Origin of the sequence: Brevundimonas sp. NPDC046655, from assembly GCF_044901625.1 — a bacterium.
Lineage (GTDB): Bacteria > Pseudomonadota > Alphaproteobacteria > Caulobacterales > Caulobacteraceae > Brevundimonas.
On record NZ_JBJDPV010000001.1, the window covers coordinates 919327 to 941258 of the forward strand.

The window sequence follows — 21932 nt, forward strand, 5'->3', positions numbered from 1 at the left end:
ATCAGAACCGGACGCGAACGCCGCCGAACACGCCCTGACCCGGCGTGCCGTAGTTCAGGACCGTCTGATACTCTTCGTCCAAGGCGTTCTCGATCCGGCCATAGACTTCGAGGTTGTCGTTGATCGGATAAGAGGCGCGGATGTCGACCAGGGTGTAGGCGTCCACGACCACGGTGTTGGCGTCGTTGTTGAAGGTCTCGCCCACATAGCGCACGGCCACGCCCGTCTTCAGCCCCACCGGCCAGACGTAGTCGGCGGCGAAGTTGCCCATGTGCTCCGGACGACGCGTCAGACGCTTGCCGTCCGTGGCGCCCGAGGCGCTCTTGGCGTCGGTCCAGGTGTAGTTGGCGCTGAGGTTCAACCGCTCCGTCACGTCCACGCGGCCGATCAGTTCGACGCCTTGCGCCTCGGTCTTCTGGACGTTGCGATAATAGCCCCAGCGGCCCACGCCGTTGACGGTGCACAGCGGGTCGGTCGAGGGGGTCGAGCAACCGTTGTAGCGGATCTCGTTGTCGGCCTGACGGTTGAAGTAGGTCGCCGAGACCACGGCGCGGTCGAACAGGCGCTGCTCAACGCCGACTTCCCAGCTGTCGAACTCTTCCGGCTGCAGCGTCAGATTGCCGTATTCGCTGTAGAGCTCATACAGGCCCGGCGCGCGGAAGCCCTGGCCCCAGCTGGCGCGCACCACAGTGTCGCCGTCGTTCAACGCCCAGGCCGCCGCTACCTGACCCAGCAGGTTGTCGCCATACTGGGCGTGGTCGTCGTAGCGCAGGCCGCCGGTCAGGGTCAGACCCTCCAGCACCGTCCACTGGACCTGGGCATAGGCGCTGTCGAGATCCGCCTGACCACGTGCAAACGCGGGGTTCAGGTTAAAGGCCGACGGCGAGCGGGTACGCATTTCCGAACGCTCGCTCTCGATGCCGAAGGTGGTGTTCAGCGCCTCGGTGACGGCGAACGTGCCCTGATATTCCCAACGGCGGTTCTCGCCCGCCGCGTCGAAGGTCAACGGCTGGGCCGTAGTGGCGGGGTTGTAGTTGAGGCGGTTGGTGTCGGTGTAGGCATAGCCGATCCGGTTGCGGAAACGGCCGTCCAGCAGGTCGAAATTGAGCCCGGCGTAGCCGACCAGTTCCTTGGTCTTGCCGTACTCGCGGCTGTCGCCGTTGAAGGCGTCGAAGTCGTTCTGGCCATTGGACCAGACCGAGCGCAGGTCCAGCGAGACGGCGTCCGTGATCTTCAGATTCAGGCGGCCCGACAGGCCGGTGTTGGTGTAGCCGTCATCCTCGGTCCCCTTGGCGAAGGCCGAGAAGCCGTCCGTGTGGTAACGGCTGGCGGCCAGACGCCAGCTGAGGCGGTCATTGGCGCCGCCGACGCCGCCACGGAAATAGGTGGTGCCGCGCGCGCCGGCTTCGGCGTCGAAGCTGCCTTGCAGCGCTTCAGTCGGCTCAGCGGTGACGATGTTGACCACGCCCCCAATGGCCTGGCTGCCCCACAGGGTCGACTGGGCGCCGCGGAGCACCTCGATGCGGGCCGTGTCGCCGACCAGCAGATTGCCGAAGTTGAAGCCGCCTTGCGTCGAGGAAGGATCGTTCAGCTTGACCCCGTCGATCAGGACGACGGTGTGCTGGCTCTCGGCGCCACGAATATTGACGCCCGTCGACGTGCCGACGCCGCCGTTGCGGGTGAAGCTGACGCCCGGCGTCTGGGCCAGAAGCTCGGCCACGGCGGGGGTCTGGCGCGCGTCGATGGCGGCCTGGGTCAGGACGGTGACCGAGGCGCCGACGCGCTCGATCGGCTGGGCCGAACGGTTGGCGGTGACGATGACGTCGGCCACGGCTGTGGCGCCGGCGCGGCCGGCCACGTCAGGCGCGGCGGCCTGCTGGTCGGTGACTTCGGCGGCGAAGGCGGGGGCGGCGGCAAGAAGGCTGGCGGCGGCCAGGGTGGCGAATGCGGTCCGGTTCATTCCGGTTCTCCATATGACGACGCCGCGCCGGACCGGCCTTCGCCCGGATGAGCGAAAGCGGCCGCTGACGCGGCTGGTTTACGACTGTCGTCACACGAGTTGCCTCGACCGCCCGGCACATCCCGACCGCACGGAGAACGACGGCGACAGGCAGGTCTCCTGGCTCGCGGATCAAGGCCGGTGCGCGTCGCCTTCCCAGAAGTCGTTTCAGGCCGTGGCCTTCCGGACCGCCAGTGGCGTATGACGCGCGGGCTAGCCGCTTACAGTTGCGGGAACAGCCGGAGTTTCACACTCCGTTCCCTTTCAATCCCCTTTCGGGGAACCTGACGCGACCGTGGCAGTAGGACCGCGCGCCCCAGAGGTCAACCGGAGAGACGCAACATGGCCATCACCCTGGTCCTCGGCGGCGCCCGCTCGGGCAAGAGCGCCTATGCCCAGAGACAGGCTGAACAGGCGGCGGCCGCGACCGGCCGCCCGCCCCTGATGATCGCCACCGCCGAGGCCTTCGACGAAGAGATGCGCGATCGCATCGACCGCCATCGGACCGAGCGCGGCGACGGCTGGCGCACGCTGGAAGCGCCCCTCGAACTGCCTGCGGCGGTGCGCGACCTGAGGGCTGACGACATTGCAGTCGTCGACTGCCTGACCCTGTGGCTCAGCAATCAGATGCTGGCCGACCGCGACCTCTCCGCCGCCGTCGATGAGTTGGCGCTGGCGTTTTCCGTCTGCCCCGCCACCCTTTGGGTGGTCAGCAATGAGGTCGGCTGGTCCCTGGTCCCCGACAACGCGCTCGGACGCCGCTTCCGCGACGAAGCCGGCCGGCTCAACCAGCGGATCGCGTCAATCGCGGACAGCGCCTGCCTGATCGTGGCCGGCATGAAGCTGGACCTGCAGCGCGCATAGCCCCGGACGCGCCCTCAAAACGGAAACAGTTTCGTTTTCGTCTTGCGGGAATGACGCCGTTATGAAACCCTCATGATGGGGAAACACTCACGAGCGTTCTGGAGGGGAACTCATGATGGCGCGCACATGGCTGTCGGTCGCATTGATGCTGGTGTTGGGGGCCTGCGGGGCCAAGCCCGCCGAGAAGGGCACGGACCTTTCCAAGGCCAACACCACCTACCAGAACGAGCTGATGGAGAAGCTGATCGACGCCAGGCCCGGCACGGTCATCGAAATCCCGGCGGGCGTCTTCACCATCGACACCAGCCTGAGCCTGGCCGTCGACGGCGTGACCATTCGCGGTCAGGGCATGGACAAGACCATCCTGAACTTCCGCAATCAGGCCGCCGGGGCGCAGGGCCTGCTGGTCACGGCCAGCAACTTCACCATCGAGGACCTGGCGCTTGAGGACACCAAGGGCGACGCCCTGAAGATCAACGAGGGCGAGAACATCGTCGTGCGCCGCATCCGCACGGAATGGACGCAAGGGCCCAAGACCGAGAACGGCGCCTACGGCATCTATCCGGTGCAGACGAAGAACGTCCTGATCGAGGACAGCGTGGCGATCGGCGCGTCCGACGCCGGCATCTATGTCGGCCAGTCGAAGAACGTGGTGGTCCGCCGTAACCGGGCGGAGTTCAACGTCGCCGGGATCGAGATCGAGAACTGCATCGACGCCGACGTCTATGAAAACCTGGCCACCAACAACACCGGCGGCATTCTGGTCTTCAACATGCCTCAACTGCAGCAGGCGGGATACCGGACGCGCGTCTACAAGAACCGTTCGGTCGCCAACAACACCCGCAACTTCGGCCACGCCGGCACCCCGGTCGCCAGCGTTCCGGCAGGCACGGGCGTGATCGTCAACTCCAATGATCAGGTCGAGATATTCGACAACGACATCGCCGACAACAAGACCGCCAACATCATCATCTCCAGCCTGTTTTCCGCCGGCTATTCCGACAGCGCCATGAACGGCGACTTCGACCCCTATCCCGAAGCCATCCTGATCAAGGACAACCGCTTCAGCGGCGGCGGCAACTCGCCCGACGGCATGGACCTGCAAGCTTTGCGCGTGGCCAAGTTCGGCCCGACGGGCCGCTTCCCCGACATCGTCTGGGACGGCTACGTCAATCCCAAGCGCCTGGTGAACGGCCAGATGCCCGCCGCCCTGCGCATCTGCATCGACAACGGCGAGGCGGGCGTCCTCAACGTCGACGGCCCGAACAAGTACGCCAATCCGAACACCGACATGACGCCGCACAAATGCACCTTGCCGCGTCTGTCGCCCGTCGTCCTGCCGGGAGCCTGACGCGGCCTCATGACACGGTTTCGTCTGTTCACCCTTTGCATGGCGCTGGTCGCCGGGGCAGCGGCCTGCACCCGGCCGTCGCCGCCCCCGCAGCCCCTGGTCGATCCGGCCTATTTCGCCACGGAGAACCCCAGGTCCCTGCGGGACTGGGGCATGGTCCAGGTGTCGGGCGACGCCCTGGTTCTGGGCCAGCGCGTCACCCCCTATGACGTCACGACGCCGCTGTTCACCGACCATGCGCAGAAGCTGCGGACGATCTGGATGCCGCCCGGCGCTGCGGCGGACTACAAGCCCGGCGACGACGAGTTGTCCTTCCCGGTCGGGGCGGTCATCACCAAGACCTTCTTCTATCAGACCGGACGCGGCGGCCGGGTGCTGCAACAGGCCGACCAGGCCCTGATCCACGACGGCGAGGGGCTGAACCTGAAGAAGGTTCGCATGGTCGAGACCCGGCTGCTGATCCATCGACCCGAGGGCTGGGCCGCCCTCACCTATCTGTGGAACGAGGCCCAGACCGAGGCGGTCCTGCACCGGGTCGGCGCGGTGGTCCCGCTCAAGTTGGCGCGTGCGGACGGCGAGGACCAGGCCTTCTCCTACATCGTGCCGAACGTGACCCAGTGCTCGGCCTGCCACGCGACCAATGTGGCCACGCGCGTCATCCAACCCATCGGCCCCAAGCCTCGGCTGCTCAACCGCGACTTCGCCTATGCGGACGGAACCGAGAACCAGCTGACCCGCCTGACCAAGGCCGGTTATCTGCGCGGCCTCGCCGATCCGAAAGACGCCCCGAAGGACGTGTCGTGGACGGACGCCGGCGCACCGCTCGAGGCGCGGGCGCGGGCCTATCTCGACGTCAACTGCGGCCATTGCCACAATCCCAAGGGGCCGGCCGACACCTCGGGTCTTTATCTGAACGCCGCCACGCCGCTTTCGGGGCCGACCGGCGTCTGCAAGCTGCCTGTGGCGGCCGGCCCCGGCACGGGCAATCTTCGTTTCGACATCGTGCCGGGCGACGCCAAGGCGTCGATCATCCCCTATCGCATGGCCTCGACGAATCCCGCGGTGATGATGCCCGAGATCGGCCGCTCGACCGCCCATGCCGAGGGTGTGGCCCTTGTCCGCTTCTGGATCGATTCAATGGAGGGATCATGTCGGTAGAGCCCCTGCGGCCCCCTGCCCCCGCTCCCGCTCCCGCTCCCGCTCCCGCTCCCGCTCCCGAGGTCGCCTCGGTCGTCCAGACCCTGCGCGCAAGCTTCGAAAGCGGCCTGACGCGCGATCTGGCCTGGCGCCGAAGCCAACTCGCCGCACTCGAACGGATGATGATCGAGAACGAGGCCGGAATCGCCGAGGCCCTGGCGGCCGACCTGGGCAAGCCTTTCGGCGAGGCCTGCACGGCCGAGATCGACTTCGTCCGCAAGGAAGCGGCGCACGCGCATAAACACCTCCGCCGTTGGGCTCGACCGCAACGCACCGCAACGCCGCTCGCGATCCAGCCGGGCCGGAGCTTCATCGAAACCACGCCCTACGGCGTGAGCCTGATCATCGGGGCGTGGAATTATCCCTTCCAGCTTGTTCTGGGGCCGCTGGTCGGAGCGATCGCGGCGGGCAACTGCGCCGTCATCAAGCCCTCCGAAATGGCCGCAAGGTCGTCGGCCCTGCTGAAGCAGCTGGTGGAACGGTACCTGGACCCGCGCGCCTTCGCCGTGGTCGAGGGCGATGCGGAGGTCTCGACCGCCCTGCTCGACCAACGCTTCGACCTGATCTTCTACACGGGCGGCGAACGGGTGGGTCGCGTCGTGATGACGGCCGCCGCCAAACATCTGACCCCGGTCGTGCTGGAACTGGGCGGCCAGAATCCCTGCATCGTCGACGAGACCGCCGATCTGGCGGTGGCCGCCCGGCGCATCGTCTGGGGCCGCTTCCTCAACGCCGGTCAGATCTGCGTGGCGCCGGATCACGTCTACGTCGCCGCCTCGGTCGAGGCTCAACTGCTGGACGCGCTGAAGCAGGCGGTGAAGACCATGTTCGGCCCCGATCCCAAATCGAGCCCTGACTTCGGGCGCATCATCAACCCGCGCCACGCCGCGCGCCTGCAGGCCCGGCTGGCCGACGGCCGCGCCGTCACAGGCGGCCAGGCCGATATCGAGGCCTGTTATGTCGCGCCCACGATCCTGACCGAGGTCTCGCCCGATGCGCCGGTGATGGCCGAGGAGATTTTCGGCCCCATCCTGCCGGTCCTGCCCTACGAGACGCTGGATGCGCCGCTGGCGGCCATCAACGCCCGTTCGCCCGCCCTGGCCCTCTATGCCTTCACCAGGAACAAGGCGACCGCCGACCGGATCATCGCCTCGACGCGATCAGGCTCGGCGACCATCAATGACACGGTGGTCTTCATGGCCAACCCCAACCTGCCGTTCGGCGGCGTGGGCGCCAGCGGCATGGGCGCCTATCACGGACGATTCAGCTTCGAGACCTTCAGCCACCGCCGCGCCGTGCTGAAGCGCAGCTTCGCCCTGGACGCCAGCGTCCGCTATCCACCCTTCACCAGGGCCAGGCTGGCGCTGCTGCGACGCATGGCCTGAAGCCGTGCAGGCCCCGCTACTAGTCTTCCAGATAGGCTGAGAGATACCGTTCCAGGGCCACCGTGGCCTCGGCGAACAGACGGTCGGTCCATTCCGAATGGGCTTCACCGCTGGTCAGGGTTTCGAACGAAGTGAAGATTTCGGTGGCCATGCGGGCGACCGCCAGAGGCGCGCCGCCGTGGAAGCCGTCGAGCCCCCGCTCCCAGCGCGCCGCCAGATAGGCCGCGATCTGCGCGTTGGCGTGTTCCTTGACGATCCGCAGCTCGCGCGTCGTCAGCATCAGGTGGAATAGCGGCCGATAGGCCGGATCTTCGTTCAGCGTCTTTCGCAAGGCCAGCATGACCGCCAGATGGCGCTCGCGCCACGACGTGTACTGGGCATTCTCGAGAATCTCGGCGATGCGGGTGTGAAGCTGCGCCACCAGGGTCTCGAACAGCTCCTTGTAGATGGCGAAGACGTTCGGGAAATAGCGATAGATCGAGCTGACCGGCACATTGGCTTCGGCCGCAATGCTGCTGGTGGTGATCGTGTCGACCGAGGTCGTGGCCAGAAGACGCTCGGTCGCCGCCAGCACGCTGTCGATCCGGTCGCGCGCACGCTTCTGCATCGGCGCCGTGCGCCGTCCCAGCGAACTCGCCGGTGTGGTCGTTTCTTGCAGCGCGCGCGGGCCCACTGACGTCATCCTCTCCGCCCCAATCCTCAGGCCGTCTAACACGACTGGACGCGCCTGTAAGCCGTCCAGGCGCTCTCCCCCTTGTCAAACGGAATAATATTCTGTTTCGTGAAGTCTAGGGAACAGGGGTTTGGGAGGGCCGCTATGACCAAGATGAAATTCCGCCGCAAGGCGACGCTGGCCGTCGGCGTGGCCTTGGCCGCGCTGGCCGCGCCGGGGCTGACCTGGGCGCAGGACGCGGCGCCGCAGGATGCGACGTCGCTGGACGACGTCATCGTCACCGCACAGAGGCGCGAGCAAAGCCTGCAAGAAGTGCCGATCACGGTGAATGTGGTCACCGCCGAGGCGCTGGAGGCCCTGGCGGCGGATGACATCGGCGACATGGCCGTCTTCGTGCCCGGTCTGTCGGTCTCGAACACCAGCCCGACCCAGGCGCGCTACAGCATTCGCGGCGTCGCGACCTCGGACTTCGGCGTCGGCACCGATCCGGCGGTCGGGGTCTATGTCGACGGAGTCTATGCGGCCCGCTCGGGCGCGGCCCTGCTGGCCTTCAGCGACGTGGCGCGGGTCGAGGTGCTGAAGGGGCCGCAAGGCACCCTGTTCGGCCGCAACAGCGCCGCGGGCGCCGTCTCCATCACCACCAACAAGCCCAGCGACGAGTTCGAGGCCCGGCTGGGCCTTCGCCTCGGCGAATACGACAAGCGCCGCCTCGAGGGGCTGATCAACCTGCCGATCAACGACGCCATGGCCCTGCGGGTCAACGCCCTGGTGAACCGCCGCGACGGCTGGCTGATCGATAGCGCCACCGGCGAGGACTATGACCGCGAAGACAACTGGGCGGCCCGCGCCGCCCTGCGCTGGGACGTCACGCCCCGGACCCAGGCCATCCTGAGCTGGAGCCATGACGAGATCGATCAGGATGCGCGCCCAGCCATCGGCGTCGCGCCCATCCCGGCGGCGCCGGGCCTGCCCGCCTTTCCGTCCGATCCCGCCGACTACACCAATCCGTTCGAGAAGCGCGTCTTCAACGACGTCATCGATAACCACGAGACGCGCCGCCTCGACGAGGGCGTGCTGACCATCACCCACGCCTTTGGCGACATTGATTTCACCTCCCTGACCTCGGTCCGGCAGTTCACCACCGAGAACCGCGAGGACGAGGACGGCACCAACCGCCCGGACCTGTATTTCGACACCAACAACCGGGAAAAGAACCGGTCCTGGTATCAGGAATTCCGCCTCGCCGGCGAAACCGGCGCGTTCAACTGGATCGCCGGCGCCAGCTACTACTCCGAAAACGCCAAGCAGCGCAGCGACACCTACGCCACCACTGACACGATCAACACCATCCTGACCAATGCGGCCGGCGCCCCGCTGTTCTCGCTGGCCGACATGATCTTGGGGATGGCAGGCATTCCGGCCAGCACCCTGGGCCACAGCTGGCAGGAGGACATGATCAACGAGGGCGACTTCGACGCGACGGCCGTCTTCGCCGACGTCATCTGGGCCGCCTCCGATCGCCTGAACCTGACGTTCGGCCTGCGCTACACCCGCGACAAGAAGTCGTTCCAGTGGCTGAACGGTCGACGCATGGCGCCGGAACTCGACGCCGTGCTCAACGATCCGACGATCAACTTCGTGTTGAACGACAACATGGGCCCGGCCCTAGGCTACCTCTACGCCGACTACATTTTCGACCTGTCCGCCCTGGCCGGCGTGCCGTGCGACAACGGCGTCACGGTCCAGGAAGGGGTGACCTGCAAGCTGTCGGATTCGTGGGAGGATCTGAGCCCGCGCTTCGTCGCCGACTATCACCTGACCGACAGCGCGATGGTCTTCTTCTCCTACGCCAAGGGCTACAAGGCCGGAGGCTTCAACAGCGTCGAGGTCGCTTCGCGCTTCGACAACGAGGACGTCCAGAATTTCGAGATCGGGCTGAAGAGCGACCTCGGCGCCAACGCCCGACTCAATCTCTCGGCCTTCCAGTACGACTATGACGGCAAGCAATCGATCCGCCTGGTCGTGCCGGCGGGCTCCAGCGTACCTCAGTATCTGGTCGAAACCAGCGACGACACGGCCTGGGGCCTCGACATGCAACTGGACGTGCAGCCCATCGAGGGCCTGAACCTGTTCGCCAACGCCCAATACATCGACGCCACCTACAACCGGAAAATCACTGACGCCGGGGATCTGGCCGGGCAACCCACGGGCGAGCCATTGTGGTCGGCCTCGGCCGGCGTCTCCTATCGCCAAGACCTGGGCGGCGCAGGTTCGCTCGACATGCAGGTCGTCCACGCCTATCGCGGCGAGGGTCGCTGCAACACCACCTCGACGGGCCAGGGTTCGTGCCTGAAAACCCCCTGGTTCGACCCGTCCGAAGCCCAGAACCGCACTGACGCGCGCCTCTACTGGCGAACCGCGAACCAGCGCTATCAGCTGGGCGTCTACGTCAACAACCTGTTCGACAATCAGTATGTGACGGGAGTCAACAACATCACCGCCACCACCCTGGGCACGCCCTTCGTCGGCCTGACCGAACCCCGCATGTGGGGCGTAGACCTGACCTACGCCTACTGATCGCCACAGCCACGGCGCCCTGAAAGAAAGACCCTCCGAAAGCCTTCGGAGGGTCTCTTCGATTTCCCATGCCCGTCAGTGGACTATTCCCACTCGACGGCGCCAAAACTCTCGCAAGCATCTGATATCAAAAAGAGAATGATAAGCCTCGCCTGAGCGATGCCTCTCAGCAAGCCGCTTCTCAGCGGAGCCTTTTGAATTCCTGAGGGGAAATTACACTCATCACGGTCGCGTGCGTTCTGCAGACTATCGCCTTCTCCTGATCGTTGGGAACCATCCCGTGGGTGGATCAGAACGCGTCTATCTCGCTTCTGGACGCCTCGGCCTTACCGTCACCAGCTTGATTGACAGCGCCATTAATTCCATTATCTTGGAATTATGGAATCAGAATCCGCCATCCTCGCCCTCGCCGCTCTGGCGCAGCCCACCCGGCTTGAGACCTTCCGCCTGCTGGTCAGGCACGAACCGGACGGCCTGCCCGCCGGGGAGATCGCAGATGCCCTCGCGGTACCCGCCAACACCATGTCGGCGCACCTCGGGGTCCTGTCCCGCGCCGGTTTGATCAGTTCGGAGCGCCGCAGCCGGTCGATCATCTACCGCGCCGATCTGAGCCGCCTTCAGGCGCTTGTCGTCTTCCTGCTGAAGGACTGCTGCCAGGGCCGCGCCGAACTGTGCGAGCCGCTTCTGGCCGAACTCGCGCCCTGCCGCGCCTGAGGACCTCATGGACGTCGTCATCTATCACAATCCTGCCTGCGGGACGTCGCGCAACGCCCTGGCCCTCATCCGGCACGCCGGGATCGAGCCCCACGTCGTCGAATATGTGAAGACGCCGCCCAGCCGCGCGATGATCTTGGACCTGGTTGAGCGCATGGGCATTCCCCTACGCAGCCTGCTGCGCGAGGAGGGCACGCCTTTCGCTGAACTGGAACTCGGCGATCCCGCCCTGACGGACGACCAACTTCTGGATGCCATCGAGGCGCATCCGATCCTGTTGAACCGTCCGATCGTGGTCTCGCCGCTGGGCGTGAAGCTGTGCCGGCCGTCCGAAGCGGTCCTGGACATTCTGCCGTCCGAGGGTCTGACGCCCTTCACCAAGGAGGACGGCGAAGTCGTCATCGACGCCGCAGGCCGGAGGGTCCGCTGATGGTCGACGTCGTGATGACTGAACAGCCAAAGCGCCGCCTGTCCTTCCTCGACCGTTGGCTAACGCTGTGGATTTTCGCGGCCATGGCGCTGGGCGTGCTGCTGGGCACGCTTGTACCAGGCCTTCCCGGCTGGATCGACAGCTTGCGGGTCGGGACAACCAACATCCCCATCGCCATCGGCCTGATCCTGATGATGTATCCGCCGCTGGCGCGGGTGAAGTACGAGGAACTGCCGCGCGTCTTCGCGGACAGGCGCGTGCTTGCCCTGTCCCTGTTCCAGAACTGGGTGCTGGGGCCGGTGCTGATGTTCGCCCTGGCGGTCATCTTCCTGCGCGACCAGCCGGAATACATGACCGGCGTCATCCTGATCGGTCTGGCCCGCTGCATCGCCATGGTGCTGGTCTGGAACCAGCTGGCGCGCGGCGACAATCAGTATGTGGCAGGGTTGGTCGCCTTCAACTCGCTCTTCCAGATCGCCTTCTTCAGCCTCTACGCCTGGCTGTTCCTGACCGTGCTGCCGCCCCTTTTCGGACTGGAGAGCAGCGTGGTCGATGTCAGCGTCTGGACCATCGCCGGAGCCGTTCTGGTCTATCTGGGCCTGCCCTTCCTCGGAGGCTTCCTGACCCGGCGGGCGCTGGTCGCCAGGAAGGGGAACGACTGGTACGAGACGCGCTTCCTGCCGCGCATCGCCCCGATCACCCTGATCGCCCTGCTGTTCACCATCGTCGCCATGTTCAGCCTCAAGGGCGGCGAGGTGGTCGCCCTGCCGCTGGACGCCCTGCGCATCGCCATCCCGCTGACGATCTACTTCTTCGTCATGTTCGTGGTCAGTTTCCTGATGGGTCGGCTGATCGAGGCGGACTACCCGCGCACCACGGCGCTGGCCTTCACCGCCGCCTCCAATAATTTCGAACTGGCGATCGCCGTCGCCATCGCCGCCTTCGGACTCGCCTCGCCGGTCGCCTTCGCGGCGGTCATCGGCCCGCTGGTCGAGGTGCCGGTGCTGATCCTGCTGGTGTCGGTCGCCCTGTGGCTGGGCCGCCGCTACTTCCCCGCGACCGCCCCCAAGAAAGACGCCTGCTGATGACCCGTCTTCGCGACCTGCCCGATCCGGACCACCTGCCCGCGCTCGACCCGGCCTACCTATCCAGCCAGCCCGCGCTGGGCCTCGGCCCGAACGACCATCCGCCGCGCATCCTGCTGCTCTACGGGTCGCTGCGGGATCGATCCTTTTCCCGCCTGTGCGTCGAGGAGGCCGCCCGTCTTCTGCGCTTCATGGGCTGTGAGACCCGCATCTTCGATCCCTCCGACCTGCCTCTGACGGATCAGGTCGACAACGACGACCACCCCGCCGTCCACGAACTGCGCGAGCACGCCATGTGGTCAGAGGGCATGGTCTGGAGCAGCCCGGAACGCCACGGCCAGATCTCCGGGATCATGAAGCTTCAGATCGACCACCTGCCGCTCAGCATGGGCGGCATGCGCCCGACCCAGGGCCGCACCCTGGCGGTCATGCAGGTCTCCGGCGGCTCACAGAGCTTCAACGCGGTCAACACCCTGCGCCTGCTAGGCCGCTGGATGCGGATGATCACCATCCCCAACCAGTCCAGCGTCGCCAAGGCCTTCATGGAGTTCGACGAGAACGGCCGCATGAAGCCGTCCAGCTACTACGACCGTATCGTCGATGTGATGGAGGAACTGGTGCGCTTCACCGTCCTGACCCGTAACCATGCGGACCAGTTGGTGGACCGCTATTCCGAACGGAAGGCGTCAGGGGTGCCGATCGATGCGGCCAACGACCTGTCCGCGATCGCGACCAGGTCTGCTTAGCCGCGAGCAGACCACACGATCCCTCTCGAAACGCGCCGGTACCCTGTCAACCGAGCGACATGACCACTCGCCCCTCGATCTGCCCTCTGCGCATCCGCGCGAAGATATCGTTGATGTTGTCCAGCGGCTCGACCGTATTGATCGACTTCACCTTGCCGTCGGCGGCGAAGTCCAGCGCTTCCTGAAGGTCCAGCCGCGTGCCGACGATCGAGCCGCGCACGGTCGTGCCGTTGAGCACCATGTCGAAAATCGACAGCGGAAAATCGCCGGGCGGCAGGCCGTTCAGGGCCACCGTCGCCCCGCGCGCCGTCATGCCCAGCGCCTGATCGAACGCCTTGGGCGAGACGGCGGTGACCAGCACGCCCTGGGCGCCGCCGTCGGTCTGGCGCTTGATGTCGGCGGCGGGGTCGTTGGAGGTTCTGGCGTTGACCGTCACCGTCGCACCCAACCGCCGGGCCAGATCCAGCTTGGCGTCGTCGATATCGACTGCCGCCACGTTCAGCCCCATGGCCTTGGCGTACTGCACGGCCAGATGGCCCAGACCGCCGACGCCCGAGATCACCATCCAGTCGCCCGGCTTGGTGTCGGTCATCTTCAGGCCCTTGTAGACCGTCACCCCCGCACACAGGATCGGCGCGATCTCCTCGAAGCCAATATTGGACGGCAGGTGGCCGACGAAGTCCGGATCAGCGACCACATATTCGGCGAAGCTGCCGTTGACCGAGTAGCCGGTGTTCTGCTGCTCGTGGCACAGGGTCTCCCAGCCGCCGAGGCAGTGTTTGCAGTGGCCGCAGGCGGTGTAGAGCCAGGGCACGCCGACGCGGTCGCCTTCCTTGACGTGCTTGACCCCGGCGCCGACGCCCGAGACGTAGCCGACGCCTTCATGGCCCGGAATGAAAGGCGGGTTCGGCTTGACCGGCCAGTCGCCCTCGGCCGCGTGCAGGTCGGTGTGGCAGACGCCCGTGGCCTCGATCTTCACCTGGATCATACCCGGACCCGGCGTCGGGATCGGCGCGTCCTCTATCACCAGGGGCTTGCCGAACTCACGTACGACGGCGGCCTTCATGGTTGCAGCCATGTCCACGTCTCCTCGCCTGTCTGGTCAAAAACAAAGGGCGCGGGCTAAACGCCCGCGCCCTCAAATGGATCAGAAGAAGCCCAGCTTGTCGGGGCTGTAGCTGACCAGCAGGTTCTTGGTCTGCTGATAGTGGTCGAGCATCATCCGGTGGTTCTCACGCCCGATGCCCGACTTCTTGTAACCGCCGAAGGCCGCATGGGCCGGATACTGGTGGTAGCAGTTGGTCCAGACGCGCCCCGCCTGGATAGCCCGCCCCGCGCGGTATGCCGTGTTCATGTCGCGCGACCACACCCCGGCGCCCAGGCCATACTCGGTGTCGTTGGCGATGGCGATGGCTTCCTCCAGGGTCTTGAAGGTGGTCACGGCCAGGACCGGGCCGAAGATCTCTTCCTGGAAGACGCGCATGTCGTTGGTGCCCTTGAACACCGTCGGCTTGACGTAATAGCCGCCCGCCAGGTCGTCCTTCAGCACCGCCTGATCGCCGCCGGTCAGAACCTCGGCGCCCTCATCCTTGCCGATCTGCAGATAGGACAGGATCTTCTTCAACTGCTGGTCCGAGGCCTGGGCGCCGACCTGGGTGGTCGGGTCCAGCGGGTCGCCCTGCTTGATCGCCTCGACGCGGGCGATCGCCTTCTCGATGAAGGCCTCGTAGATGTCTTCGTGGATCAGGGCGCGGCTGGGGCAGGTGCACACCTCGCCTTGGTTCAGAGCGAACATGGCGAAGCCTTCCAGCGCCTTGTCGAGGAAGGCGTCGTCCGCGTCCATCACGTCCTTGAAGAAGATGTTGGGCGACTTGCCGCCCAGCTCCAGCGTCACCGGGATGATGTTCCGGGTGGCGTATTCCATGATCTTCTGACCGACGGCGGTCGAGCCGGTGAAGGCGATCTTGGCGATGCGCGGGTTGGTGGCTAGAGGCTCGCCGACCTCGATCCCCGTGCCCGAAACGATATTGAGCACGCCAGCAGGCAGGATGTCCTGGATCAGTTCGGTCAGCAGCAGGATCGAGGCCGGGGTCTGCTCGGCCGGCTTCAGCACGATGCAGTTACCCGCAGCCAGGGCCGGGGCGATCTTCCAGGCCGCCATCAGGATGGGGAAGTTCCACGGAATGATCTGGCCGACCACGCCGAGCGGTTCATGGAAGTGATAGGCGACCGTGTCGTGGTCCAGCTCCGAAATGCCGCCTTCCTGCGCCCGGATGCAGCCGGCGAAATAGCGGAAGTGGTCGATGGCCAGCGGGATGTCGGCCGCCAGCGTCTCGCGCACCGGCTTGCCGTTGTCCCAGGTCTCCGCCTCGGCGATGACCTGGAGGTTCTGCTCCATCCGGTCGGCGATGCGGTTCAGGATCAGGGCGCGCTGGGCGACACTGGTCTTGCCCCAGGCGTCCCTGGCGGCGTGGGCGGCGTCCAGCGCCAGTTCGACGTCGGCCGCGTCCGAGCGAGCCACCTCGCACAGGACGCGGCCATTCACCGGGGAGGTGTTCTCGAAATAGCGGCCGTTGACGGGCGGCACCCACTGGCCGCCGATGAAGTTGTCGTAGCGCGCCTTGTACTTGGGCGTCACGGCGCGGATGAATTCGGGCTTGGTCACGAAAGGCCTCCTGCTGGTTTCCTCGGGCGCCGATTGTCCGGCGTCGTTTGAGACCAGTTTGGTCGGCAGGAGGCGCAGCGCCAGACGGCGGCGCAATGGTGCGCCGCAAACCTGTCGCAGGATTGCGACAGGTCAGTGCAGGTCGATCAGGCCCAGACGATGCAGCTTGCGATGCAGGGTGGCGCGGCTGACGCCCAACGCCCGCGCCGCCGCCGAGACATTGCCCCCGGTGCGGGCCAGGGCGCGGCGTACCGCCCCGCGCTCGGCCTCCAGCAGATCGAGCTCGGTCCCGCCCGGCGTCAGCAGGTCGGAGGCGGGCAGTTGAGCCGCGATGCGCTCATCAGTGATGGCGAGGGACAGACGCGCCGCCCGCGTGGCGCCGATGACCAGGTCGTCGCGGTCGACGGCCAGCAGGGCCGCCGCATTGCGCTCGCTGGCCCCGCCCGCCAGCACGATGCGTGCATCGGCGAAGGCCTGGCGGAAGGTCTGGGCCTCGATGGCGCGAGCCGCATCCGAAACGGCCGCCGAGATCAGCCCCAGGATGGCCTCGGTCGCGTCAGCGCGACAGGAGGACACGTCCAGCGCTCCGGCCAGCCGCCCCATGTGGTCGTGAATGGGATGGGTGATGCAGCTCAGGCCAGTGTTGCGGGCGTGGAAATGCTGTTCGCGGTGGATGGTCACGGCCCGGTGCTCGGCCAGGGCCGTGCCGATGCCGTTGGTGCCCTCGACCGCCTCGGACCAGACCGCGCCAGGCCACAGCCCCCAGCGGTGGAAGGTCTCGTCATCCGCGACCGCCCCTCGCCGCTCGACCGGCACCCCCTCGGCATTGGTCAGCAGGACGCAGCACCCCACGCCGCCCACCGCCAGAAACAGCCGGTCCAGCACCCCCTCGGCCGCACGCGTCAAAGGCTCCATCGCCTGCCGCGCCTCATGCAACTGCTGCTCGGTGACGGTCTCGACCCGGCCATGCTCGACAGGGTCCAGACCATAGAGGGACATAGACCGCCGCCACGAAGCGGCCAGGGCCGAACGCGCACCCGCCCCTTCGTCCAGCGCCTGCCGGATCAGACTGCCGTGATCCCTACGCTCCCGCTCGCCCATGATCAGTCTCCAAGGCGTCACCTCAACTCGAGATGAAACCTCTCCTCGCCGAACGTCAACGGGCGCCCACGACAAGTCAACTTCACCCAGTCGATTCCATTTGCAACGCGAGGCCCCCCTGCGCGCCAGGAGCGGTCATTTGGATCGCGCCACATAGAGGACAGAGCGGAAGCGGATCGAAGGCTCACGCAACTGGCCGCTGCGGGCCATCGTCAACCAATCCGCTTCACTCAAGCATCGGCCGGTCAGGCTCCACGGTGAAGGTGGCGAGCTTGCTCAGCGCGCCGCCCGGACGCTGGATGCGGTCCAGCACCTTGAGATCCGTGCGCCATTCCCCGGGGGTCACGTCAAAGGTCTGATAGCCGCGCTGGGCGTTGACCAGCTTCATGTGCGGGCTGCCGGCCAGCATGGCCTTCGTGCCCTCGGTCTCGGCCGAGCCGTCCCCGCCCGAGGCGATGGAGGTGGACAGAAACTCCACGGCGACGGCCGGGCCGTCCGGCTCGTCGTCGCGCAGGGGCACGGTTCCGACGGCGTGGATGTGGGCGTCGCCCGAGGCCACCACGACGTTGGTCAGGTTCAGGTCGGTGATGGTCTTGACCAGCCGCGCCCTCGCCTCGGGATAGCCGCCCCAGGTGTCGCCCGCGCCCGTCCGCACCTGGCCGTCGGGCATCCGGCGAAGCACCGGCATGACGAAGACCTGCTGGGCGATCAGGTTCCATGCCGCCCCGCCGCGCAGGCTGTCCGCCAGCCAGGTCTCCTGCGCCGCGCCCAGCATGGTGACGTCGGGCGCGCCGGCCGGACGACAGTGGCGCTCGTCCGGCCGCTCGCACGGCTGGTCGCTGCGATAGGATCGGGTGTCCAGCACGTGCATCCGCATCAGCCGCCCATAGTCCAGCCGCCGGTGCATGGTCAGGCCGTGCGCGCCCGGCATCTGGGCCCGACGCACCGGCATATGCTCATACCAGGCCTGCATGGCCGAGCGGCGGCGCAGGGTGAAGGCCTCGGGCGGCGTGCCGTCCTGATCGAAGTCGCCAGCCCAATTGTTGTCGACCTCGTGGTCGTCGAAGCTGACGATGAAGGCGGCGGCGGCGTGGGCGGCCTGCAGGTCCGGATCCGTCTTGTACTGGGCGTAACGGCGTCGGTAGTCGTCCAGGCTGTAGAGTTCGCCGCCGACATGGCGCCGGTCCGCCGGACGTCCCCGGGCGTCGAGAATGACCGGCGGGTTCGCGACCGCCCCGCCCTCATAAATATAGTCGCCGTAGTGGAAGACGGCGTCCAGGTCGGGCTCGCAGCTCAGATGACGCCAGGCGTCGAACCAGCCCCCCTGATAGTGCTGACAGCCGGCCACGGCCAGACGCACCCGATCCGGATTGTCGCCAGCCGCCGGCGTCGTGCGCGCCATGCCGGCCGGGCTGGCGTCGCCGCCCTCCAGCCGGAAGCGGTACCAGTAGGGTCGACGCGGCTTCAGGCCTTCGACCTCAACGTGGACGCTGTGCCCCAGTTCAGGACGCGCGACCGCCTCCCCCACGCGCGCGACGCGGGTGAAGCGCTCGTCCTCGGCCACCTCCCAGCGCACGGCGACCGGACGCATCGGCATGCCGCCGTGTTCGTCCAGCGGGCGCGGCGCCAGCCGGGTCCAGATGACGAAGCCGTCCGGCGCCGGATCGCCCGCCGCCACGCCCAGGCTGAAGGGATAGTCGCCCAGCCGCGGCGCCGCCGACAGCCTGACAGGCAAGCCAGACGCCAGCAGCCATCCCCCGCCGGTCGCCAGCAGGCGACGGCGGTCGGTCAGCAAGCCCCCCATCAGAACACCGCCCGGACGCCGAAGCTGCCGCTCATGCCGTATTCGCGATAGTCGCCCGCGTGATCCGGGATGCGGCCGTTGGGCGTATCCACGCCCGGCAGCATGATGTGCATGGGCTCGTTCAGCAGGTTGCGCACCGAGAAGAAGGCGCTGACGCCGCGGCGCAGGTTCCACGATCCCGACAGGTTCATGGCCGTGCGCGCCCTGATATAGGAGCCGGTCGCGGCGCTGTTCAGCTTGTCGCCGGTCCACGCCGTGTTCAGGTTCAGCCGCAGCGGCCCCTTCTGATAGGCCAGCGACAGGGCGCCGAAGTTTTCGGCCGAACCGGCGATGGGGATCTGCGGTCTGTTGTGCGTGAAGGAGCCGCGCACCGTTAGGCCGTCGAGTGGCCCTGGCAAATAGGTCAGGCTGTGGTTGAACTCCAACTCATAGCCCTCGATGCTGATGGCCTCGCCGCTGACCCGCTGCGTGGTGCGGAAGGTGTAGCCGGCGTATTCCGCGCCGGTGTAGCCGAACTCCTCGGCCGTCATCTCCTCAGTCTGGAACAGGCCCTTCACCTCGTTGCGATAGTAGTTGACCGCCACCAGGCCGACCGGCTCGAAATACCTGGCCAGACGCACAGAGAAGTTGTCGGAAATCTCCGGCTCCAGACCCGGATTGGGCGCCGTGACGATCCGCTCCTCGTCGTTGACCGACCAGACCCCCGCCAGGACGTTGACCTCAGGCCGCCGGATGGTGCGGCTGTAGCCCAGTTGCAGGTCCATGCTGTCGTTGATGGCGAACTTGGCCGAGGCGCTGGGGAAGAAGTGATCGTACTCGCCCTTGCGGTTTACCTGGGGGCGGCTTTCGAACTGATACTTCAGACCGTCGATGGTCGTGGCTCGCCCGGTCGAGGTCGAGACGGCGTGGCCCGCGGCCCGCACCTCGTCGGCGCTCAGGGCGTCGACCTCGCGCGAACGGGTCAGGGTCTCTTCCCAGCGGAGGCCCGCCCGCAGCGTCAGCCGATCATTCAGCTCCGAGGTAGCCATGATGAAGGCCGCGTTCGAGTCCTCCTCGAAGTGGCGGCGGTTGGCGATATAGGCGGTGTAGTAGTTGGCCGCCGTCAGCACGTGCTGGAACAGATCCGGGCGGCTCTGGAACAGGGCGCCGATCTTGTAATTGCTGGGCATGAACAGCGTCTTCGAGCCCGACAGCGAGGCGTACTCGATGCCCATGTCGTTGAAGTTCAGCACATTGGCGCTGGCGTGCTCGGCCATGAAGTCCGCCATGCCCAGGGGGCCGACATAACGGTACTGATGGGCCACGCGTTCATTGCCGAAATCATAGACCGAGCGCTTGGCCTTGATCCCGGTCTTGAAGGTAACCGGCGCGACCGGGGTGTTGACGTCCACCGTCAGGTTCAGCCCGCCGTTGACGAGCTCAGTGCTGGCGAAGCGGCCGTCCTCGGTGTTGAAGGTCAGGCTGTTGGCGCGCGAAAAGCTCCTCGGATCGGCCCAGTCGGGACCGCTGATCTGCTCGATCCGGAACTGGGTGCTGTCGAGACCGGGGCGGAAGGCGCTGAAGTTGCCGCTGGCCGAGGGCGCGGTGACGAAGCTGTAGATCGCCCCTTCCTTCAACGGATCATAGGTGCTGGTCGAGTCTGAATAGGACAGGTTTCCGTCCAGGATGAAGCGGTCGCCCTGATACTCGAAGCTGGGCACGAAGGTCGTGCCTTCGCCCCGCTTGGCGATGATGTTCGAGCCTGCGGACACCCCTTCGGCGCTCGCCGGCTGGCGAGTGGTGAAATCCAGCGCTGCATCGCCGATCACGCCATAGGTACGGGCGCCGGTCGTGAAGCTGTAGTTGCGCTGGCCGGACCACAGGTAGGAGTTGTTGTAGATCGAGGCCAGCGACAGGATCAGCCGGTCCGTGGCCTTCCAGTCCAGGGTCAGCGACCCGGCGAAGCGCGACACCTCCTGCCCGCGCATGTGGACGTAGATGCTGTTCATCGCCATCGGGTCGGGGCTGACCGCATTGGGGACGTAGGAGCGCGGATAATAGGACTGCTCCATCTCCGTATAGGTGTTCGACTGGCTGATCGACGCCACCACGCCCAGACGACGGTCGAAGAAGACGTCCGAATATTCGATCTGACCGCTGGGCACGACGCGGGCGTCGTGCTCGCCCTCGCCCGGCCCCGTCACCCGGTCGTTCCACATATCCGAATGGCTGAAACCCGAGACCGAGGCGCTGATGCGTCGCCCTCTACGGTCGAAGGCGCGCTTGGTGCGAAGGTTGATGGTCCCCGCCGGGGCGTTGGCGTCCACGTCGGCGCTGACCGTCTTGGAGATTTCGATGGCGTCGATGCTGCTCAGCGACACCTGCTCGAAGCTGAAGGAGCGCGAGGTCGAGGAGCCGGCGTTGGCGTCGGCCGCCGCCATGCTGACCCCGTTGACGGTGATCGAGGCGTATTCGGGCGGCAGACCGCGCAAGCGGACATAACGCACCGTGTCGTCGCCTTCGCCCTCGGCGTCCACGCCCGGCATGTAGCGGATGAACTCGCCGACATTGCCCTCGTCAATCGAGCCGAAGGACTCCGACGACAGACTGTTCTTGATGTCCATCGCGCGGCGCTGGCTCATGATGGCGCGGGCGTCGCCATCCCGCGACGAGGCCGTTACCACCACATCGGCCACCGCGATCGCCTCGCCTTCCGTGCCCGGGCGAAAAAGATCGAAGTCCAGACGCGCCGTCTCGCCGGATCGGATCGCGACGACGACGGTCTGTTCAGCGTAACCGGTGAAGCTGACGCTGGCCTCGGCCTCGCCCGCCGCCACGCCTGTCAGACGGAACTCGCCGCGCTCCCCCGCCACCACCGTGCGGCGTTCGCCCGAGGCGTCGGTCACCCGGATCACGGCGTTGGGCATATACTGACCTGTCGCAGGGTCCAGCACCCGTCCGGCCAGGACGCCGGGCGCCCCCGCCGGAGCCGATGAACGCAGAGTCACTACCCCGCCCTGGTGCGCCGCCACCCGCAATGGCGTGCCGGCGATCAAACGCGCCAGAGCCTCGCGCACGTCCAGATCCCCGCTGACGGCCGGGGTTCGCACTCCTTCAAGATCCCTAGCGGGCGCCACCACCTGAATCTGGGCCTGACGGGCGAACTCTGGAATGGCCGAGACCGCGGGTTGAGCCGGAAGATTGAAGCTGCGCGTCTGGGCCGCGGCCTGGGACGCGACGCACAGGACCACGGCGGCCGCGCCGCACGACAGAAGGCTACGATTGGAAGGCATGGATATTCCCCGGTGCGCCGGCGGCGCTTTCAGGGACGAAGAGGCGGCAGGGCGACGCCTCCGCCATGC

At 66.6% G+C, this 21932-nt stretch carries 16 protein-coding genes and 1 riboswitch; of the genes, 9 read left to right on the top strand and 7 right to left on the bottom strand.

The features are described 5' to 3' along the window. Position 1 precedes the first annotated feature (1 nt). A complete protein-coding gene (locus tag ACI2KI_RS04525; RefSeq protein WP_404618112.1) occupies positions 2 to 1960 on the bottom strand; it encodes a TonB-dependent receptor plug domain-containing protein in 1959 nt (652 codons plus the stop codon). Positions 1961 to 2091: 131 nt separating this feature from the next. Then, positions 2092 to 2302: riboswitch (cobalamin riboswitch) on the bottom strand. Between the two features lie 39 nt (positions 2303 to 2341). On the opposite strand from ACI2KI_RS04525, the gene cobU reads away from it, so the two are divergent. The 4 genes from cobU (at position 2342) to ACI2KI_RS04545 (ending at position 6796) form a co-directional block, all read left to right on the top strand. After that, entirely contained in the window at positions 2342 to 2863 is a 522-nt protein-coding gene (cobU, locus tag ACI2KI_RS04530; RefSeq protein ID WP_404618114.1) for a bifunctional adenosylcobinamide kinase/adenosylcobinamide-phosphate guanylyltransferase, read from the top strand. Between the two features lie 112 nt (positions 2864 to 2975). Beyond that, entirely contained in the window at positions 2976 to 4214 is a 1239-nt protein-coding gene (locus ACI2KI_RS04535; protein ID WP_404618116.1) for a parallel beta-helix domain-containing protein, read from the top strand. 9 nt (positions 4215 to 4223) lie between these two features. Then, on the top strand, positions 4224 to 5372 hold the full coding sequence (locus ACI2KI_RS04540) for an SO2930 family diheme c-type cytochrome (RefSeq protein ID WP_404618118.1): 1149 nt from the start codon (positions 4224 to 4226) through the stop codon (positions 5370 to 5372). Further along, a complete protein-coding gene (locus tag ACI2KI_RS04545; protein WP_404618120.1) occupies positions 5363 to 6796 on the top strand; it encodes an aldehyde dehydrogenase family protein in 1434 nt (477 codons plus the stop codon). The genes ACI2KI_RS04540 and ACI2KI_RS04545 overlap by 10 nt, the downstream gene beginning before the upstream one ends. A 19-nt stretch (positions 6797 to 6815) precedes the next feature. On the opposite strand, the gene ACI2KI_RS04550 is transcribed toward ACI2KI_RS04545, so the two are convergent. Beyond that, complete coding sequence (locus tag ACI2KI_RS04550; protein WP_404618121.1) at positions 6816 to 7469, bottom strand: TetR/AcrR family transcriptional regulator; 654 nt, start codon at positions 7467 to 7469, stop codon at positions 6816 to 6818. 144 nt (positions 7470 to 7613) lie between these two features. On the opposite strand from ACI2KI_RS04550, the gene ACI2KI_RS04555 reads away from it, so the two are divergent. From ACI2KI_RS04555 to arsH, 5 genes are all read left to right on the top strand, one after another. Further along, positions 7614 to 10046: a TonB-dependent receptor gene (locus ACI2KI_RS04555; RefSeq protein ID WP_404618123.1), complete on the top strand. Its 2433-nt coding sequence runs from the start codon at positions 7614 to 7616 to the stop codon at positions 10044 to 10046. Positions 10047 to 10424: 378 nt separating this feature from the next. Continuing rightward, a complete protein-coding gene (locus tag ACI2KI_RS04560) occupies positions 10425 to 10760 on the top strand; it encodes an ArsR/SmtB family transcription factor (protein WP_404618125.1) in 336 nt (111 codons plus the stop codon). 7 nt (positions 10761 to 10767) lie between these two features. Next, positions 10768 to 11190: an arsenate reductase (glutaredoxin) gene (gene arsC / locus ACI2KI_RS04565; RefSeq protein ID WP_404618127.1), complete on the top strand. Its 423-nt coding sequence runs from the start codon at positions 10768 to 10770 to the stop codon at positions 11188 to 11190. Next, a complete protein-coding gene (gene arsB / locus ACI2KI_RS04570) occupies positions 11190 to 12275 on the top strand; it encodes an ACR3 family arsenite efflux transporter (protein WP_404618129.1) in 1086 nt (361 codons plus the stop codon). The genes arsC and arsB overlap by 1 nt, the downstream gene beginning before the upstream one ends. Then, on the top strand, positions 12275 to 13021 hold the full coding sequence (gene arsH, locus ACI2KI_RS04575; protein WP_404618131.1) for an arsenical resistance protein ArsH: 747 nt from the start codon (positions 12275 to 12277) through the stop codon (positions 13019 to 13021). The genes arsB and arsH overlap by 1 nt, the downstream gene beginning before the upstream one ends. Positions 13022 to 13067: 46 nt before the next feature. Here arsH and adhP read toward each other — a convergent pair whose 3' ends face one another. The 5 genes from adhP to ACI2KI_RS04600 all read right to left on the bottom strand — a co-directional run bounded on the left by adhP (position 13068) and on the right by ACI2KI_RS04600 (position 21863). Further along, a complete protein-coding gene (gene adhP / locus ACI2KI_RS04580; RefSeq protein WP_404618133.1) occupies positions 13068 to 14099 on the bottom strand; it encodes an alcohol dehydrogenase AdhP in 1032 nt (343 codons plus the stop codon). A gap of 69 nt (positions 14100 to 14168) precedes the next feature. Further along, positions 14169 to 15686, bottom strand: a complete 1518-nt coding sequence (locus ACI2KI_RS04585; protein WP_404618135.1) for an aldehyde dehydrogenase family protein — start codon at positions 15684 to 15686, stop codon at positions 14169 to 14171. A gap of 132 nt (positions 15687 to 15818) precedes the next feature. After that, positions 15819 to 16787 carry a GAF domain-containing protein gene (locus ACI2KI_RS04590; protein ID WP_404618137.1) on the bottom strand — a complete coding sequence of 323 codons (969 nt, stop codon included), beginning with the start codon at positions 16785 to 16787 and terminating at the stop codon, positions 15819 to 15821. Positions 16788 to 17013: 226 nt separating this feature from the next. Continuing rightward, positions 17014 to 18591, bottom strand: a complete 1578-nt coding sequence (locus tag ACI2KI_RS04595; protein ID WP_404618139.1) for an alkaline phosphatase D family protein — start codon at positions 18589 to 18591, stop codon at positions 17014 to 17016. Then, entirely contained in the window at positions 18591 to 21863 is a 3273-nt protein-coding gene (locus ACI2KI_RS04600) for a TonB-dependent receptor domain-containing protein (RefSeq protein WP_404618141.1), read from the bottom strand. The genes ACI2KI_RS04595 and ACI2KI_RS04600 overlap by 1 nt, the downstream gene beginning before the upstream one ends. Positions 21864 to 21932 lie beyond the last annotated feature (69 nt).

What these genes read in the sequence shown, in the direction of transcription:
- ACI2KI_RS04525 (WP_404618112.1), bottom strand. Translation starts at nt 1,960, where the DNA reads ATGAACCGGACCGCATTCGCCACCCTGGCCGCCGCCAGCCTTCTTGCC.
- cobU (WP_404618114.1), top strand. Translation starts at nt 2,342, where the DNA reads ATGGCCATCACCCTGGTCCTCGGCGGCGCCCGCTCGGGCAAGAGCGCC.
- ACI2KI_RS04535 (WP_404618116.1), top strand. Translation starts at nt 2,976, where the DNA reads ATGATGGCGCGCACATGGCTGTCGGTCGCATTGATGCTGGTGTTGGGG.
- ACI2KI_RS04540 (WP_404618118.1), top strand. Translation starts at nt 4,224, where the DNA reads ATGACACGGTTTCGTCTGTTCACCCTTTGCATGGCGCTGGTCGCCGGG.
- ACI2KI_RS04545 (WP_404618120.1), top strand. Translation starts at nt 5,363, where the DNA reads ATGTCGGTAGAGCCCCTGCGGCCCCCTGCCCCCGCTCCCGCTCCCGCT.
- ACI2KI_RS04555 (WP_404618123.1), top strand. Translation starts at nt 7,614, where the DNA reads ATGACCAAGATGAAATTCCGCCGCAAGGCGACGCTGGCCGTCGGCGTG.
- ACI2KI_RS04560 (WP_404618125.1), top strand. Translation starts at nt 10,425, where the DNA reads ATGGAATCAGAATCCGCCATCCTCGCCCTCGCCGCTCTGGCGCAGCCC.
- arsC (WP_404618127.1), top strand. Translation starts at nt 10,768, where the DNA reads ATGGACGTCGTCATCTATCACAATCCTGCCTGCGGGACGTCGCGCAAC.
- arsB (WP_404618129.1), top strand. Translation starts at nt 11,190, where the DNA reads ATGGTCGACGTCGTGATGACTGAACAGCCAAAGCGCCGCCTGTCCTTC.
- arsH (WP_404618131.1), top strand. Translation starts at nt 12,275, where the DNA reads ATGACCCGTCTTCGCGACCTGCCCGATCCGGACCACCTGCCCGCGCTC.
- adhP (WP_404618133.1), bottom strand. Translation starts at nt 14,099, where the DNA reads ATGGCTGCAACCATGAAGGCCGCCGTCGTACGTGAGTTCGGCAAGCCC.
- ACI2KI_RS04590 (WP_404618137.1), bottom strand. Translation starts at nt 16,787, where the DNA reads ATGGGCGAGCGGGAGCGTAGGGATCACGGCAGTCTGATCCGGCAGGCG.
- ACI2KI_RS04595 (WP_404618139.1), bottom strand. Translation starts at nt 18,591, where the DNA reads ATGGGGGGCTTGCTGACCGACCGCCGTCGCCTGCTGGCGACCGGCGGG.
- ACI2KI_RS04600 (WP_404618141.1), bottom strand. Translation starts at nt 21,863, where the DNA reads ATGCCTTCCAATCGTAGCCTTCTGTCGTGCGGCGCGGCCGCCGTGGTC.